Origin of the sequence: Leifsonia stereocauli, from assembly GCF_038432415.1 — a bacterium.
Classification (GTDB): Bacteria; Actinomycetota; Actinomycetes; order Actinomycetales; family Microbacteriaceae; genus Orlajensenia; species Orlajensenia stereocauli.
The window spans coordinates 456,068-471,091 of record NZ_JBCAUN010000002.1 but is presented as its reverse complement, the minus strand read 5'-3'; the positions used below and the strand labels follow the sequence as shown (position 1 = coordinate 471,091).

At 68.9% G+C, this 15,024-nt stretch carries 14 protein-coding genes; 3 read left to right on the top strand and 11 right to left on the bottom strand.

Going from position 1 to position 15,024, the window contains the following annotated elements; genetic code table 11:
* Positions 1-78 precede the first annotated feature (78 nt).
* From AADV74_RS11095 to AADV74_RS11065, 7 genes are all read right to left on the bottom strand, one after another.
* The gene (locus tag AADV74_RS11095) at positions 79-810 is read right to left on the bottom strand and encodes a PspA/IM30 family protein (RefSeq protein WP_342114002.1); all 732 of its coding nucleotides are present in this window, start codon (positions 808-810) and stop codon (positions 79-81) included.
* Positions 811-903: 93 nt separating this feature from the next.
* On the bottom strand, positions 904-3,000 hold the full coding sequence (locus tag AADV74_RS11090; RefSeq protein ID WP_342114000.1) for a TPM domain-containing protein: 2,097 nt from the start codon (positions 2,998-3,000) through the stop codon (positions 904-906).
* 135 nt (positions 3,001-3,135) lie between these two features.
* Complete coding sequence (locus AADV74_RS11085) at positions 3,136-4,077, bottom strand: DNA-methyltransferase (RefSeq protein ID WP_342113997.1); 942 nt, start codon at positions 4,075-4,077, stop codon at positions 3,136-3,138.
* A 16-nt stretch (positions 4,078-4,093) separates the two neighbouring features.
* Complete coding sequence (locus tag AADV74_RS11080) at positions 4,094-4,396, bottom strand: hypothetical protein (RefSeq protein ID WP_342113995.1); 303 nt, start codon at positions 4,394-4,396, stop codon at positions 4,094-4,096.
* Between the two features lie 47 nt (positions 4,397-4,443).
* Positions 4,444-5,493 (bottom strand): lipoate-protein ligase LplAB, encoded by a 1,050-nt coding sequence (gene lplAB, locus AADV74_RS11075; RefSeq protein ID WP_342113993.1) that lies wholly within the window; start codon positions 5,491-5,493, stop codon positions 4,444-4,446.
* Positions 5,494-5,655: 162 nt separating this feature from the next.
* Complete coding sequence (locus AADV74_RS11070; RefSeq protein ID WP_342113991.1) at positions 5,656-7,260, bottom strand: glycoside hydrolase family 6 protein; 1,605 nt, start codon at positions 7,258-7,260, stop codon at positions 5,656-5,658.
* 343 nt (positions 7,261-7,603) lie between these two features.
* The gene (locus tag AADV74_RS11065; protein ID WP_342113988.1) at positions 7,604-8,452 is read right to left on the bottom strand and encodes an alpha/beta fold hydrolase; all 849 of its coding nucleotides are present in this window, start codon (positions 8,450-8,452) and stop codon (positions 7,604-7,606) included.
* 66 nt (positions 8,453-8,518) lie between these two features.
* Between AADV74_RS11065 and AADV74_RS11060 the strand changes: the two genes are divergently transcribed.
* The gene (locus AADV74_RS11060; RefSeq protein WP_342113986.1) at positions 8,519-9,547 is read left to right on the top strand and encodes an alpha/beta hydrolase; all 1,029 of its coding nucleotides are present in this window, start codon (positions 8,519-8,521) and stop codon (positions 9,545-9,547) included.
* A gap of 43 nt (positions 9,548-9,590) precedes the next feature.
* Here the strand turns inward: AADV74_RS11060 and AADV74_RS11055 are convergent, their stop codons facing one another.
* The 4 genes from AADV74_RS11055 to AADV74_RS11040 all read right to left on the bottom strand — a co-directional run bounded on the left by AADV74_RS11055 (position 9,591) and on the right by AADV74_RS11040 (position 13,942).
* Complete coding sequence (locus AADV74_RS11055; protein WP_342113984.1) at positions 9,591-10,436, bottom strand: transglutaminase family protein; 846 nt, start codon at positions 10,434-10,436, stop codon at positions 9,591-9,593.
* Positions 10,433-11,362 (bottom strand): alpha-E domain-containing protein, encoded by a 930-nt coding sequence (locus AADV74_RS11050; protein WP_056169606.1) that lies wholly within the window; start codon positions 11,360-11,362, stop codon positions 10,433-10,435. Before AADV74_RS11050 ends, AADV74_RS11055 begins: the two co-directional genes overlap by 4 nt.
* Positions 11,356-13,038: a circularly permuted type 2 ATP-grasp protein gene (locus AADV74_RS11045; RefSeq protein ID WP_342113979.1), complete on the bottom strand. Its 1,683-nt coding sequence runs from the start codon at positions 13,036-13,038 to the stop codon at positions 11,356-11,358. Before AADV74_RS11045 ends, AADV74_RS11050 begins: the two co-directional genes overlap by 7 nt.
* A 124-nt stretch (positions 13,039-13,162) precedes the next feature.
* Positions 13,163-13,942 (bottom strand): SDR family oxidoreductase, encoded by a 780-nt coding sequence (locus tag AADV74_RS11040; RefSeq protein ID WP_342113977.1) that lies wholly within the window; start codon positions 13,940-13,942, stop codon positions 13,163-13,165.
* Between the two features lie 55 nt (positions 13,943-13,997).
* Here AADV74_RS11040 and AADV74_RS11035 point away from each other — a divergent pair, with 55 nt between their 5' ends.
* Both AADV74_RS11035 and AADV74_RS11030 read left to right on the top strand, forming a co-directional pair.
* Complete coding sequence (locus tag AADV74_RS11035) at positions 13,998-14,459, top strand: DoxX family protein (RefSeq protein WP_342113975.1); 462 nt, start codon at positions 13,998-14,000, stop codon at positions 14,457-14,459.
* A 143-nt stretch (positions 14,460-14,602) separates the two neighbouring features.
* On the top strand, positions 14,603-15,022 hold the full coding sequence (locus AADV74_RS11030; protein WP_342113973.1) for a MarR family winged helix-turn-helix transcriptional regulator: 420 nt from the start codon (positions 14,603-14,605) through the stop codon (positions 15,020-15,022).
* Positions 15,023-15,024 lie beyond the last annotated feature (2 nt).

Sequence of the window (15,024 nt, the reverse complement as noted above, 5' to 3'; positions counted from 1 at the left end):
GTCTCCCTCCATCGTTGCCGTGATCGAGAACAGGCCGGACCGGCCTGTTCCGCCGTTCCGACCTGTTCTCGAGTCGCGCTACTCGATCGCCTTCTGCGGCTCCCCGCCCTTCAGCGCGGCGAGCCGCGCCTCGACCTCGGTCAGCTCGCCGAGGTCCTCCAGGTCTTCGAACTGCGCGTCGAGGCTGGAGGCAGCGAGCTCCTGCTGGCCGCGCACCTTCGCCTCCTCGCGCCGGATCTTGTCCTCGAAGCGGCTGATCTCGCTCGTGGGATCGAGGATGTCGACGCTCTTGATGGCGTCGTTCACCTGCGACTGCGCCTCGACGGTCTTCGACCGAGCCATGAGCTCGTCGCGCTTCGACGAGAGCTGGTTGAGCTTCTCGCGCATCTTGCCGAGGCCGTCCTTGAGCTGGTCGACGACCGCGGTCTGCGAGGCGATCATCGGCTCGGCGCCCTTCGCCTCGTTCTCCGACTGCAGCTGGCGGCCGAGGGCGACGCGGGCGAGGGCGTCGAATTTGTCGGCATCCGTCGCGTTCCCCGCTCCGCGCAGCTCGTCGGCCTTGCGGCTCGCTGCGAGGGCCTTGCGGCCCCAGTCGTCTGCTGCAGCGACGTCTTCGCGGTGGTCTTCCTCGAGCATCCGCAGGTTGCCGATGGTCTGCGCCACGGCGCTCTCAGCCTCGCCGATGCTCGACGTATAGTCGCGCACCATCTGATCGAGCATCTTCTGCGGGTCCTCTGCCTGATCGAGCAGCGCGTTGATGTTCGCCTTGGCGAGCTGGGTGATGCGGCCGATGATGGACTGCTTTGCCATGATGTTCCCTCTCTCGTACTGCTGATTGATGCTGTTGCTTCGTTGCCTGTTACACCTGTGATCGTCTCCGGATGTCGCTCCGGGATGCCGCCGCTAGAACCTGCCGCCGGATCCGCCGCCGCCGAAGCCGCCTCCACCGCCGAAACCTCCACCGAACCCTCCGCCACCGAACCCTCCGCCGCCACCCCCGCCGAAGATGCTGCCGGAGTCGCCGCCGCGACCTCCGCCGCCGGTGAGCAGTCCCCCGAGGATGCCGCCGATGATGGCGCCGGTCAAGGCGTCGCCGCCGCCCGAGCGTGTGCGACCGCCGCCTCCGCCGAAGCCGCCACCGCCCCACGAGTCGTCGTCGTAGCCCGACACGTCGCTCTGAGCGATCTGAATGGCGCTGGCCGCGAGGGCCTGCGACCGCTGCGCCTGGTCGAGGGCCTGCACGGGGTCGCCGGGTCCGATCGCACGCGAGGAGTCGAACAGGCGCTGCGCCTCCGAGAGGCGCTGGCGAGCGTCGGAACCCACTGCTCCGCGTCGGGTGGCGATGAAGTCGGATGCCGCCTGGATCTGCGCCTGAGCGGTGCTTTGCGCACGCCCGAGCAGGGCGACGGCGCGCTCCTGCTGCACCCTCTCCTCTCGAGACGGGGCGAGAGCGGCATCGAGCGCGGCCTCGGCTTCCTGCAGGCGTCGCACCATGGCGAGCGGATCGGTGCGGGAGCCCGAGGCCTGCCGTGCGGCGGCGAGGACCTGCTCGGCTGCAGCGATCGGGGCCGCCAGAGCCGCCTCACCGAGGCGGGTGGTGACAGCGGTCTGCCTGGCCTCGGCCAGGTCGCTCTCGACGTCGTCGATCTCCTTCGCGACGGCGGCGGTGGCCTGCTCCAGGCTCTCGGCCACGGAGTCGACGGCGTCGAGCAACTGGCCGGCCTGGCCGATGCTCTGCTGCGCCGCGCGCACGGGGACGGCGACGCTCGGTCGGTGACCGCCCTCCGGCGCCGGAGCCGACAGCGTCGCCGCAGCGGCCGCGGCCGTCTCGGTCGCGAAGGCGAGCAGTTGGCGTGCCTGCGCCGCGTTGCCCGTGAGAGTCGACATGGTCTCGCCCTCGAAGCGGGTGTGCAGCTCGGCTATGCGCGCCTCGGTCGCCGAGAGGCGCCCGCCCAGCTTCTCGGCATCCGTCGTCACCGTCTTCAGTACGGGGAGTGCGTTGTCGTCGAGGGCCCGCAGTGCGTCGAACTCGTCGGAGCGCGCGTCGAGGCCGGCGATGGCCTGCTCGGCGAGGCTGGTGACCTCGGCCGTCATGGCCGCGCGCTCTGCATCGCTCTCGGGGAAGGCGTCGTCGAGCTTCTGCTTCACGGCGAAGGCCTGCCGGGCCGATGCGCTGGCCGTCGCGAGGGCGTCGGTGAAGGGCTTCACCGCCTCATCGCCGAACTCGGCCGCAGCGAAGCCGACCTCCTGCTCGCTGGTCTTGAGGGCGTCGTCGAGCTGCACCAACAGGCTGCCGGCGCGCTGCTCGAGCGCGGCGCGGTCCTGGGCTGCCTGGGCTCGTGCGAGGCCGGCCCGGCGGCGCTTTCGGATGACGGAGACGAGCACGATGACGAGGGAGATGACGCCCACGACGAGGAAGCCCCAGAGCAGCACTGCGCCGCTGTTGCCGGAGCCCGACCCGGAACCAGAACCCGTTCCGCTGTCGGTTCCGCCGCCGCTCAGTTCGCCATTCGATGCCGCACGGATGCCTTCCGTCGCGCCGATGGCGGCTCCGGCCCAATCGTCCTGCGACAGGCTGGGCACGACGTACTCGGAGGCGATCTGCTCGGAGTCGGCCTGCAGGGGCGAGTCGTCGGAGAACGACAGCTGGTAGATCCTGTCGTCGATCGCCACGGCCAGCACGACGTTCGAGGCGCCGAGCTGGTTCGCGTCGCGCACCTCCTGCACCCACTGCTCGCGATCACTCGGGTTCTCGAAGCTGTTCACGTAGGCCACGAGCAGGGTCTGGCCGGTGTCGGCCTGCAACTGGTCGATCGCGTCCTGAACGGCCTGGGTGTCCCCGCCGAGAACGCCGGCGGTGTCGACGATGTCGCTCGAGCCGAAGTCGACAGGATCATCGGCCAGCGCGGGCGACGCGGCGCCGACGGCCATGGCGAGACCGATGGCCCCGGCCGCGAGTCCTGCGAACACGCGGCGAAGGGCGTTCCTGCCTGTCGTCACGCGGGTAGCCTCCTCGTCGCGCCATCCGTCGTCGGATGCGCTCTAGTCGTTCCCGTCTACGCTATCGGCCACGACCATGCGTCGACGAGGCATGCAGCGACCTCTCGGCCAGTGCACAGAACCGCGTCTCGCCGACTACTCGAAGACGACGCCGTCGACGGGCGCGAAGCGCGCACGCATGATGGCGACGGCATCCGGCGACTCGTCGATCAGGGTGAACCGGCGCCCGAGCGCTGCGGCCACGGCCCCCGTCGTGCCCGAGCCCGCGAAGAAGTCGAGCACGGCGTCGCCAGGGCGGCTCGAGGCCTGGATGATGCGCCGCAGGATGCCCTCGGGCTTCTGGGTCGGGTAGCCCGTCTTCTCCCTGCCCGTCGGCGAGACGATGGTGTGCCACCACACGTCGGTCGGCAGCTTGCCGAGCTCGGCCTTCTCGGGGGTCACGAGACCCGGAGCCATGTAGGGCTCGCGGTCCACGGCCGTGGAGTCGAACCAGTAGGCCTTCGGGTTCTTCACGTAGACGAGGATCGTGTCGTGCTTTGTCGGCCAGCGCTTCTTCGACTTGGCTCCGTAGTCGTAGGCCCAGATGAGCTCGTTGAGGAAGCACTCACGACCGAACAGGGCGTCGAGCATGACCTTCGCGTAGTGCGCCTCGCGGTAGTCGAGGTGCAGGTAGAGCGTTCCGTCGTCGGCGAGCAGTCGCCAGGCCTCGATCAGGCGCGGCTCGAGGAAGCCCCAGTAGTCCTCGAAGTGGTCGTCGTAGCTGTACAGGTCGCCGCGGATGCGCTGGTACTGCCGCCCCTTGAATCCCGAGATGACGCCCGCGGCGCGCTGGGGGGCGACGTCGGTGCCTGTGCTCGTGCTGCCATCCTCGAGGCTCGCATCGAGGTCGCTCTGCTCTGTGCGCACGTGCGTCGTGCTCTGCCGGGACTGTGGGCGACCGGTGTTGAACGGCGGGTCGAGGTAGATCAGAGTGAACGCTGCATCGGGAAGCGTGGGAAGAACAGAGAGGTTGTCGGCGTGGATGATGCGGCCGACGGATGCCGCGGGCTCGGGTGTCGCTGCATCCGTCTCGGGCATTCCCTCATTGTGTCAGCTAGAGGTCGAGGCGGATGCGACCGTCGAACCGGGTGGTCGGGTCGTCGGCGTCGTTCGTCTCGAGGATTCCCTTGTCATCGTCGTCGGCGACGGGAGACGGGGCGGGAAGCACGCTCTCCGTCTCGCGCTGCACCTCGATCTCGTGCCGGTGCGGCGCGAACACCTCGTCGACCACGCCGAGAGCGCCGCCGCCCGGTGTTCCACGGCCGGTCTTGTTGCTGAAGTCGACCCAGCCCTTGTGGGAGGCGAACACGATGATCGCGACGAGCACCACGAGGGCGACGGGGATCCACCAGGTCATGCGTCCAGCCTAGGAGAAAGCTCCGGCGGCCGCCTCTCGTACGACGTTCACGGCACGCGGTTGAGCCACTCCGACGTCGCGAACTTCGACTCGACGAGGGCCTCGGCCTGCGCGTACTCGTCGTCGGTGATGTCGCCGGGAGCGGCATCCGTCAGCGCCATGAAGGTCTTCTCGAGCTGCTCGATGATGACGGCGCGCTCGACTCCGGCCTGGCGCTTGAGAGGGTCGACGCGCTTGGCGGCGCTCGCGATGCCCTTGTCGCTGATCTTCTCCCGGCCGATGCGCAGCACCTGCGTCATGATCTCGCCGTCCATGTCGTAGCTCATGGTGACGTGATGCAGGATGCCGCCGTTGCCGAGGCGCTTCTGTGCGGCTCCGCCGATCTTGCCTGTCGGGCTCGTGATGTCGTTGAGCGGCTGGTAGCTCGCCTCGACGCCGAGGGCGCGCAGCGCGTCGATGACCCACGCGTCGAGGAAGGCGTAGGAGTCGGCGAAGGTCATGCCCTGCACGAGATCGGCGGGAACGTACAGCGAGTAGGTGACGACGGAGCCCTTCTCCATCATCATCGCGCCGCCGCCCGAGATGCGGCGAACGACGTCGTAGCCGAACTTCGCCGCACCGTCGGGGTCGACCTCGTTCTTGAGCGACTGGAAGCTGCCGATGACGACGGCGGACTCGTCCCACTCCCAGATGCGCAGGGTGGGCTGGCGACGTCCGGCGCCGACCTCGACGGCCAGAACCTCGTCGAGAGCGAGGTGCATGGCCGGACTCACGGCCTTCGCGTGGATGATCTGCCACTGGTAGTCGCGCCAGCTGGTGGCCTTCTTGAGGGCTCGACGGATGGCCACCGCCACGCCTTCGGCTGAGAAGCCGAGCATGACGGTTCCGTCGGGGAGGGCTTCGGTGATGGCGCGCGCGATCGCGGTCGCATCCGACTCCGCCGAGAGTCCGTTGACGGCGCCATCGATGGCGCCGAGGGCCTCGTCGGGCTCGAGGAAGAAGTCGCCAGCAAGTCGGAAGTCCGAGATGAGATCGTCCACGACCTCGAAGTCGACGACCACGAGCTTGCCCTGGGGAACCTTGTACTCACCGTGCATGCGTCCAGCCTAGGACTGGCGCCGCATGAATGGCCTCGCTCGCTGAGGGCCGGACGGAGTCCGCGCCCGAAGCGCATCACGGCAGGTGAAGCCGCGTTGGTGCGCTTCGGGCGGTCGCTCCGCTCGGCCCCCAGCGAGCCGAGCGACGTGATGGTGTCACCCTCAGTCCGAGGCGCAGGGCTTCCCGTTCAGCGTGAACAACCAGGGCTCGACCCGCTGCTTCGCATGGGAGCCCACGAAGGCGACGGGCACCCAGGCGCCCGGCTTGATCTTCGCGGTCAGCGAGGAGTTCTTCACCGTGACGGCATCCGCCACCTGCGTGACCTTGCCACCGACGAGCTTCACCACCTTCTCGGAGCCGGCGAAGTTCCACTTCAGGGTCCAGCCGTTGATCGGGGTCGTGCTCGTGTTGCGGATGCGCAGCTCGGCTGCGAACACTCCGAACAGCGACTTCGTGGCCGAGTACGACACCTGGCAGCTCGTGGCCGGGAAGGCCGGCACCGCGTTGGCGATCAACTCGCGCGCCTGCTCGACGAACCACTGGCCTGCCGCCGGATCCTCGATGCCGCGCACGGGGTCGAGCGGTCCGTCGGTGCCGCGGTAGCACTGGCCGTCGGACTCACCGGGAACCTTGATCCACAGGTAGGCGTCGATGAGGGCGTTCCCCGTGTCCGTCGTCGGGCGTGCTCCGGCTCCGCGATCCGGCGGGTTGCACCAGACCTCGGCGTCGCCCTCCCAGCCCGCCGGCGCAGCCCAAGGGCCGACGCCGTTGCGGCTGGTGTCGATGACGAAGTGCGCTTGGGCGGCCGGGTCTGCGGTGAGGCCGGTGTCGGCGTAGGCCTGCGCGTAGGCGGCATCCGTCAGCCCCCAGGTCGAGAAGTCGTCGGGGCTCGCCGGGTAGTACTGGCTGCCGCAGTAGCTCGGCTCGTACCAGCTGTTGACGCTCAGGTTGATGCAGTCCGAGATCCAGGTGCCGTACTTGGTGAGGCGTTCGGTCTGCACGTAGTTGGAGGCGTTGAGGAAGAAGCCGTCGGCCTTCTCGACGCCGCCCGCGATGAGGCGCTGCGAGATGTCGCCGACGCCGAGCCAGCCGCTGTGCGTTCCGTCGAGGTAGACGGCCGTGTTGGGAAGCGCGGTGAGGACGTCGACGGCGTGGTTGACCTGCTCGAAGCGGTCGGCTGCGGCCGTGGCCGGGTCGAGGTCGGCCGGCTGGCACCACTCGAGGTTGCCGTTGATGTCGGTGTGCCACGGGATGATGCCGAGTCCGTCGGGCTCGAGGATGACGGCCGCCTTGGCGTCGCCGATGCCCGCTGCGACCCCGTCGACCCAGGCCTCGTAGGCTGCGGTGTCGAGCGCCCCGTCCGCCGAGTACTGGGCGCAGTCGCGGTAGGGCAGGTTGTAGACGACGACGGTGGGGACCGCTCCGGATGCTGCCGCCGCCGTGGTCACCTCGACTGCGGCCGCCTGCGCCTCGGCCGGGGTTCCCTTGGTGAGCCAGGTGGCCGAGGGGAAGCTGCCGAGGAGCTGGGCATCGGTCCGCGCCTGGCCGGACAGACCGGCTGCAGCCTCGAGCGTCGTCGAGTGCGGATCGACGTAGAGCGCGCTTCCGGGGCCGAGCACGTCATTGGCCGCTGCGGCGGGAGGTGCGGTGAGACCGATCGTCGCCAACGCGGCGATCGCCGTGACGGCCGCGACCCGCAACGAGCGGCGGGTCAGGTTCTTCGTCGTGCGTGTCGTGCTGTTCTTACGTGTCGTGCTGTTCGTCATGCTGAGGACTCCCAGGGGGTCATCGTCGACCTCGGTCGACATCCTTGTGGACCGTGCAGGGTGAAGCGTCATGCGTGCGGCACGTGACCGAGGCCGTCGTGAGAGCGCTCTCACGGGTGCCGCGTCTCCCAGAGTGCCGCAATCCGTGGCCCCCGTCAAGGGGTCGTTCACGCCCGGCCGATGCCGCGGTGCGAAGGCGGGCGCACCGCGGCGCTCCGCCGTGTGAAGGCATCCGTGCTCGCGCGTGAAGGCGTGCAGGACGAGACGCCTGAGTTCACGCGGACATGCCCTGCGCGATGCCTTCAGACGGCGGAGGTCATGCCTTCACACGGCGGCAGCCGTACTAGCCGAGGTGCTCGTCGAGCCACGCGGTGGTGTCGGCGAGCACGTCGACGCGGTTGATCTCGTTGAAGACCTCGTGGCGAGCCTCGGGATAGACGATGAGGGTGACGTCGGTGAGCCCGGAGCGTCGGCGGTATGCATCGACCAGCTTGAGCGCGCTCTTCTCGCCGCCAACGCTGTCGTCACTGCCCACCTGGATGAGCACTGGGATGTCGGGCAGGTCGGGCGCCGGGCGCCCGTACAGGCGTACGCCATCCACCAGTCCGAAGAGCTTTGCGATGGGAACGGATGTGGTGAGCGGGTCGTCGAGGAAGGCCTGCTGCACGTCCACATCGCGGCTGAGCCACTCCATGCCCGTCGTGCCGAGGGTCTTGTGGCGCCGGTTGAGGTCGCCGCTGTTGACAGATCCCGGCATCCGGTACCCCGTGCCAGTGAGAATGGCGGCGGCGTAGTCGACGGCCGATGAATTCAGGATGATCTGGGCCATGAGCGAGCCCCACGAGTGGCCGAGCAGCACGATCGGCACGCCGGCGTTCTCGTCACGGATGAGCTCCGTGAACTGGTGCACCGCCGCGATGGTCGCGCGGAGTCCACCGGGCCCGAGGTGGCCGAGCTTGACAACGTCTCCGGCATGCTGCTCCATGCCTGTGCGCCCATGGCCCCGGTGATCGTCGGCGTAGACGGTGTAGCCCGCGGCGTTCAGCGCCTCGGCCACGTGCGCGTACCGCCCGGCGTGCTCGCCGACCCCGTGCACGAGCTGCACGATCGCCTTCGGCTGCTGGATCTCGTAGACATCGAAATGGATGCGGATGCCGTGCGGGTCGGTGAAGGTGCGGGCTGCGCTGCTCATGGGCTCAGGCTAGGGCACGGATGCCGCGGTCCCGCGACGCGCACACGGCGCCGATAGTGTCGGGGGATGCCCCAGGGACCCCGTCGACGTCGGATCGGAGACATCGCGACGGGGGTGATTCTGGGCCTGCTCTCGGCCGTGCTGGTCGTCGTCGTCATCGCTGCCGTCAACCCGTGGCCGAGTGCCATGCTCATCCGGTCGCTCTTCGAGCAGGGCGCCAGGAACACCGTCGCCGAGATGAGTCCGTACGTGCCGACCAGCGGGGTCGGTGCGCAGCACGACATCACCTACGGGGACGCCGGTGCCGACACATCGCTGGACGTCTTCTCCCCGGAAGGGGCGACGGAGCCGCTCCCCACCGTGGTGTGGATCCACGGGGGCGCCTGGATCTCCGGCGACAAGCGCGATGTCGATCCCTACCTCCAGATGATCGCGTCTCACGGCTACACCGCGGTGGGCCTCAACTACTCCATCTCCCCGGAAGTCACCTACCCGACCGCGCTGACCCAGCTCAACGACGCGCTCGGCTTCCTCGTCGAGCACGCCGACGAGTACGGCATCGATCCCGGTCGCATCGTGCTGGCCGGCGACTCCGCGGGCTCGCAGTACGCCTCGCAACTCGCGACGCTCGTGACCCGCCCCGACTACGCGGAGAAGGTCGGCCTCACGCCGTCGCTCACCCCCGCACAGCTGCGCGCCGTCATCCTGAACTGCGGCATCTACGACGTGAGCGGCATCCCCGATGCACCGGGCATCGGAGGGTGGGGGTTCCGGGTGGCGCTGTGGTCGTACCTCGGCGAGAAGGACTGGTCCGCGACCCCCGGCGGTCGAGACATGTCGACCATCGAGTACGTCACCGCCGACTTCCCCACCACGTGGATCTCAGGCGGCAACGGCGACCCGCTGACCGACGGGCAGTCGAAGCCGATGGCCAAAAAGCTGCAGGGACTCGGAGTCGATGTGACGACGGTGTTCTACCCGGAGGACGAGGAGCCGGAACTCCCCCACGAGTACCAGTTCCACCTGGACTTCGCGGCGGCCCGGTCTGCGCTGGACTCGACGCTCACCTTCCTCGGGACGGTGACCGCGCCGTGATCCGGCGGGCCCGGCACTGCTTCCGGGGCCGCGGCGGGCGCGCTCACGCCTCGCGCGTGATCTCGACACGCACGAACAGCTTCGAGGCGCTCGGGCCGGCGTAGACGCCGCGCAGAGGAGAGACATCCGAATAGGAACGACCGCGCCCGACGAGCACGTGCCTGTCACCGATCTCGAGCTGGTTCGTGGGGTCGTAGCCCACCCAGTCGCCGCTGAACCACTCGACCCAGGCGTGCGATTCACCGATCACGGTCTCGCCGATGGCGGCTTCGCGCTTCGGATGCAGGTAACCCGAGACGTAGCGCGCCGGGATGCCGACGGAGCGGAGTGCGCCGAGGGCGATGTGGGCGATGTCCTGGCAGACGCCCTTGCCCTGCTCCCACGACTCGCGGGCGGTGGACGTCACCCGCGTCGAGCCCGGCACGTACTGGATGCCGTTGCCGATGGTGCGGCAGATCTCGAGGGCCGCGTCGTGAGGGTCGAGTCCGCGGGAGACGATCTCGGCGGCGAGCGCCGCCACGTCCTCCGGAGGATGGGTGGCCTCGGTCTGGCGCAGCTGTTCGACGTAGATGCTGGCGGTCTCGCGCAGTCCTGCGAGGTCCTCCCAGCCGAGTCGCATGCCGGTGAGTGCGACGGGAGCGACGTCGACCAGGCTCGTGGCCGTGACCGAGAGCTCGGTGTGGGGGGTGAGCACGTCGAACGTGCTCACGCGCGTACCCCAGTAGTCGATGTACGAGTGCTGATGGGCGACGGGATCGATGTGCAACTCGCTCGACAGCACGAACTGGCCGCTGCCGTGCCAGGGCAGCATCCGTGCCTCGTTGTATGAGGCCGTCGCGGCTCGGGAGTACGAGAACCCGGTGCGGTGGACTATGCGCAGGCGGCTCATGAGTTCTCTCCGATCCAGACGGGAACGGCGCTCGTCGGGAAGTACCGCTGTCTGATCGCCTCGCTCGCCGAAGCCGTCGCCACCTGGAACTCTTCCATATGGCCCGGGAGGTCGGAGATGATCTCGCTGATCGGCCTGAACTCCAGCTCCGCGCGGATCTGCCCGAGCACGCGCTGCGCCTCCTCGCGCACGCCCAGTCGACTGCTCGTGGGATCGAGGGCGACGAGGTACTCCTCGGCGCGGCTGAGCGAGAACATCACCGACCGCGGGAAGAGCCTGTCGAGCAGCAGGAACTCGGCGGCGTTGCGGGCCGACGGCATGCCGCGGTAGCTGCGCAGGTAGGCCTCGAAGGCGCCGCAGCTGCGCAGGATCGTGGTCCAGCTCGGCCCGCTCGCCTCGGTGAGCGACCTGGTGGCGAGCAGGCGGGCCGTCATGTCGGCCCGCTCGATGGTGCGGCCGAGGGAGAAGAACAGCCAGGCGTCGTCGTGACTGGTCGACGTCTCGGTCACTCCGATGGCCAGGGCAGTGCGCTCGCGCACCCAGCGGAAGAACTCGTGCGCCTTGTCACCGGCCACGCGTCGCGGCATCCGGGCGTGGGTGGTGTTGAGGCACTCCCACAGCTCGGTCGAGATGATCTCGCGGGCCCGCCGGGCGTTCTCTCGAGCCGAGCTCAGCGAGTAGGCGATCGACGCCGAGTTGTCGCGGTCGACGGCCAGCAGCGCCAGGACGTCCTTGCGTGTCAGCTGCACGTCGGGGTTCGCCTCGCCGCCCATGAGCGAGATGAGTGAACGGCAGGCCGTGTCCTCGTCGATCCAGGGATCCTCGAGCAGCAGTTGCAGGTGCACATCCAGGATGCGCGCCGTGCCGTCGGCCCGCTCGAGGTAGCGGCCGATCCAGAACAGCGACTCGGCGATGCGACTCAGCATGTCGGGGCCTCCTCTGCCGCTTCGGCCGCGCGCTGCGCGCGGGCCTCAGCGAGCGATTCGGTCTGCTGTTGCTGCTGCTCCTGCTGCTGGCGCACCTCGCCGTTGTCCTGCGGCGACGTGGCGGCAGCCGGCATGGAGTCGTAGATCACTGGGGCGCTCGGCAGGGCGGCCTGATCGGACACCAGGCTCGCGGCATCCGTTGCCGGAGGAGCCCCGATGCGACCGGTGACCCAGGTGTCCTTCGAACCGCCGCCCTGGGATGAGTTCACCACGAGCTGACCCTCAGGCAGTGCCACACGGGTCAGACCGCCGGGGAGCACCCAGACGTTCTCGCCGTCGTTGACGGCGAACGGCCGGAGATCCGCGTGACGCGGGCGCATGCCGTCGTCGACGAGGGTGGGGATTGTCGAGAGCTGCACGACGGGCTGCGCGATCCAGCCGCGGGGATCGGCGATCAACTGCGAGCGCAGGGTGTCGAGTTCGGCGCGGCTCGCATCCGGCCCCACGACGAGACCCTTGCCACCCGAGCCGTCGACCGGCTTGACCACGAGTTCGTCGAGGCGGTCGAGGACCTCCTCGAGGGCTCCCGGATCCTCGAGGCGCCAGGTGTCGACGTTCGGGAGCACGGGCTCCTCCGACAGGTAGTACCGGATGAGGTCGGGCACGTAGGTGTAGACCAGCTTGTCGTCGGCGACGCCATTCCCCACGGCGTTGGCGATGGTGACGTTGCCGAGCCGCGCGGCCAGCAGGATGCCCGGGGAGCCGAGCACAGAGTCGGGGTAGAACTGCTGCGGGTCGATGAACTCGTCGTCGACCCTGCGGTAGATGACGTCGACGCGGGTGGGGCCCGACGTCGTGCGCATCCAGACGCGGCCGCCGGAGCAGAACAGGTCGCGGCCCTCGACGAGCTCGACGCCCATGAGGCGGGCCAGCAGGGTGTGCTCGAAGTACGCCGAGTTGTAGACGCCCGGGGTGAGCACCACGATCACGGGATCGTCGACGCCCTCAGGCGCGCTGGCCCGCAGCGCCGAGAGCAGGCGGTTGGGGTAGTCGCCCACGGGGCGCACGTGCATCGAGCTGAACAGCTCGGGCAGGGTCTGCGCCATGACGCGTCGGTTGGAGATGACGTAGCTCACGCCGCTGGGCACGCGCACGTTGTCCTCGAGCACGCGCCAGGCGCCGTTCTCGTCGCGGATGAGGTCGATACCCGAGACCTGGATGCGCACGCCGTTGGCTGAGACGATGCCGGCGGCCTGACGGTGGAAGTGGGTGGAGCTGGAGATGAGAGCTGCCGGGATGACGCCGTCGCGCACGGCGGCCTGGGCTCCATAGGCATCGGAGAGGAAGGCCTCGAGCGCCCGGACGCGCTGTTGCACGCCCTTCTCGACGACGGTCCAGTCAGCACCGTCGATGACCCGCGGAACCGCATCCAAAGGGAACGGGCGTTCCTCTCCGGCGAAATCGAAGGTCACTCCCTGGGCGAGGTAGGAGCTGGCCAGCGACTCGGTGCGGCCGCGCAGTTCCTCCTGCGTCATGCGGGCCAAGGCGGAGTGGATGTCGGTGTAGGCGTCCCGCACCGACTCGCCGTCTCCGATGGCGGGGAACATCTCATCCCACGGGGACGCACCCCGTCGCTTGATCGTCGCGGATCCGTAACCTTCGAACAGGTTCACCATGGGCCGAGCATTCCAGCGCGGGGTTACGGGCGTGTTTCCGACACGCGTCCCTGCCGCTTTCAGCAGGGAATCGACGGGAACGGATGCCGCCGGCCCCAGGCTGCCGGCCGAAGCGTCAGAAGCGTCAGCCGACGGCGAATCCGCCGTTGCTGTAGAGGACCTGCCCGTTCATCCAGGAGCCCTCGTCCGAGAACAGGAAGCGCACCAGATCGGCGGTGTCAGCGGGCGTGCCCAAACGGCCTGCAGGGGTGGCGGCGATCCCCGACGCGCGGATCTCGTCATCCATCCAGCCCGTGTCGATCGGGCCCGGGTTGATGACGTTCGCACGCACTCCCCTGTCAGCCAGCTCGACGGCCGCCGCTGTCACGATGCGGTCGAGGGCGCCCTTGCTGGCGCCGTATGGCAGGTTGCGCACGGTGTGGTCGCTCGTGAGGGCGACGATGCGGCCCCCGACCCGCCCCGGATCGACGGAGGCCGGAAGCTGCTCGGCGAACGCCTTGATGAGGAGCCAGGTCGCCCGGGCATTGACGGCGAAATGGCGATCCCAGCTCTCGAGGTCAGTGGTCAGGATGGAACTGTCGACCGACTCGCAGTGCGACATGACGAGCCCGCTGACCGGGCCCATGCGCCGCGCTCCCTCGAGGAGGCGGGCGGGCGTGGCCGGGTCGCCGAGGTCGCCGGGGATGAGCTCGACGGCGGCGCCGAGTGCGCGACACGCCTCCGCGATCACTTCGGGATCGTCGGGGAGCCGCTCGAGGCCGATGCGGTCGTCGTACGGTCGCCAGTGGTTGATGGCGAGATCCCAGCCGTCCTCCGCCAGGCCGAGGGCGAGACCGGCACCGATCGAACGGCGTCGACCGACTCCGGTGATGACGGCGATGCCCCGACTGTTCAGCGTGCTCATGGTCAGAACGGTACAAGACAGTCATCCGGCGACCCAGCGGTGTGAGGATGAGGACATGGCCTCCACGCTCGTGTCCCGCTTCGTCACGTCACTCACCACGAAGCCGCATCCGTCGACCACCCCGCAACTCATCGGCCGCATCGCGCTGGGCGCCGCCCTGCTGTTCGCCGGCATCAGTCACCTCACCTTCGCGCGGGGCGACTTCCAGGCGCAGGTGCCCGACTGGGTTCCGGCCGACAAGGATTTCGTGGTGATAGCCAGCGGCATCGTCGAGATCACCCTCGGCGGCGCCCTCATCGTGCTGGGCCGCAGGCGTATCGCCGTCGGCTGGATCGTGGCCGCCTTCTTCGTCGCCGTCTTCCCGGGCAACATCTCGCAGTACGTCACCAGAACGGATGCCTTCGGCCTCGACACCGACGCGGCCCGCGGGATCCGGCTGGTCTTCCAGCCCCTGCTGGTGCTGTGGGCGCTGTGGTCGACGGGTGCGCTGCGGGCGCTGCGGAGGCGCGCTCGCTGAGGGCCGAGCGGAGCGACCGCCCGAAGCGCACCAGGCACGACTCTCCGTGGACCCTTCGACCGCGGACTTCGTCCGGGCCTCAGCGAGCGAGAGAGGCCACCGCAAACACTTAGCAAGACTAATGAGCTAGGCTAAGTGATCTCATGACGATTCCCCAGCAGAGCTCCCTCCTTCGGATGTCGACGTTCCGCCTGGCCCGGCGACTCCGCGCCCAGAAGAGCGACGACTCCGTATCCGACGCGCAGTTCGCCGTGCTCGCGACCCTGTCGATCCACGGCGAACACACGCTGTCGGCCCTCGCCGAGCGCGAGCGTGTTTCGGCTCCGTCGATGAACCGTACGGTCAACTGCCTCGAGGAGGCCGGGTACCTCGCCCGCGCCGAGGATGCCATCGATCGACGCAAGACGAACATCAGCCTCACGGCATCCGGGATCGAGCTCGTCGAGGCGACGGTCTCCAAGCGCGATGCCTGGCTCACGGAGCGCATGCGCGCCCTCACCGCCGACGAGCGCGACCTGCTCGCCCGCGCCGCCGAGCTCATGGGGAGGCTCGCCACCCAGTGAGT

Coding starts and splice junctions, on each gene's coding strand:
- AADV74_RS11050 (WP_056169606.1), bottom strand. CDS start 11,362: ATGCTGAGTCGCATCGCCGAGTCGCTGTTCTGGATCGGCCGCTACCTC.
- AADV74_RS11080 (WP_342113995.1), bottom strand. CDS start 4,396: ATGACCTGGTGGATCCCCGTCGCCCTCGTGGTGCTCGTCGCGATCATC.
- AADV74_RS11095 (WP_342114002.1), bottom strand. CDS start 810: ATGGCAAAGCAGTCCATCATCGGCCGCATCACCCAGCTCGCCAAGGCG.
- AADV74_RS11070 (WP_342113991.1), bottom strand. CDS start 7,260: ATGACGAACAGCACGACACGTAAGAACAGCACGACACGCACGACGAAG.
- AADV74_RS11060 (WP_342113986.1), top strand. CDS start 8,519: ATGCCCCAGGGACCCCGTCGACGTCGGATCGGAGACATCGCGACGGGG.
- AADV74_RS11085 (WP_342113997.1), bottom strand. CDS start 4,077: ATGCCCGAGACGGATGCAGCGACACCCGAGCCCGCGGCATCCGTCGGC.
- AADV74_RS11045 (WP_342113979.1), bottom strand. CDS start 13,038: ATGGTGAACCTGTTCGAAGGTTACGGATCCGCGACGATCAAGCGACGG.
- AADV74_RS11040 (WP_342113977.1), bottom strand. CDS start 13,942: ATGAGCACGCTGAACAGTCGGGGCATCGCCGTCATCACCGGAGTCGGT.
- AADV74_RS11035 (WP_342113975.1), top strand. CDS start 13,998: ATGGCCTCCACGCTCGTGTCCCGCTTCGTCACGTCACTCACCACGAAG.
- lplAB (WP_342113993.1), bottom strand. CDS start 5,493: ATGCACGGTGAGTACAAGGTTCCCCAGGGCAAGCTCGTGGTCGTCGAC.
- AADV74_RS11065 (WP_342113988.1), bottom strand. CDS start 8,452: ATGAGCAGCGCAGCCCGCACCTTCACCGACCCGCACGGCATCCGCATC.
- AADV74_RS11030 (WP_342113973.1), top strand. CDS start 14,603: ATGACGATTCCCCAGCAGAGCTCCCTCCTTCGGATGTCGACGTTCCGC.
- AADV74_RS11055 (WP_342113984.1), bottom strand. CDS start 10,436: ATGAGCCGCCTGCGCATAGTCCACCGCACCGGGTTCTCGTACTCCCGA.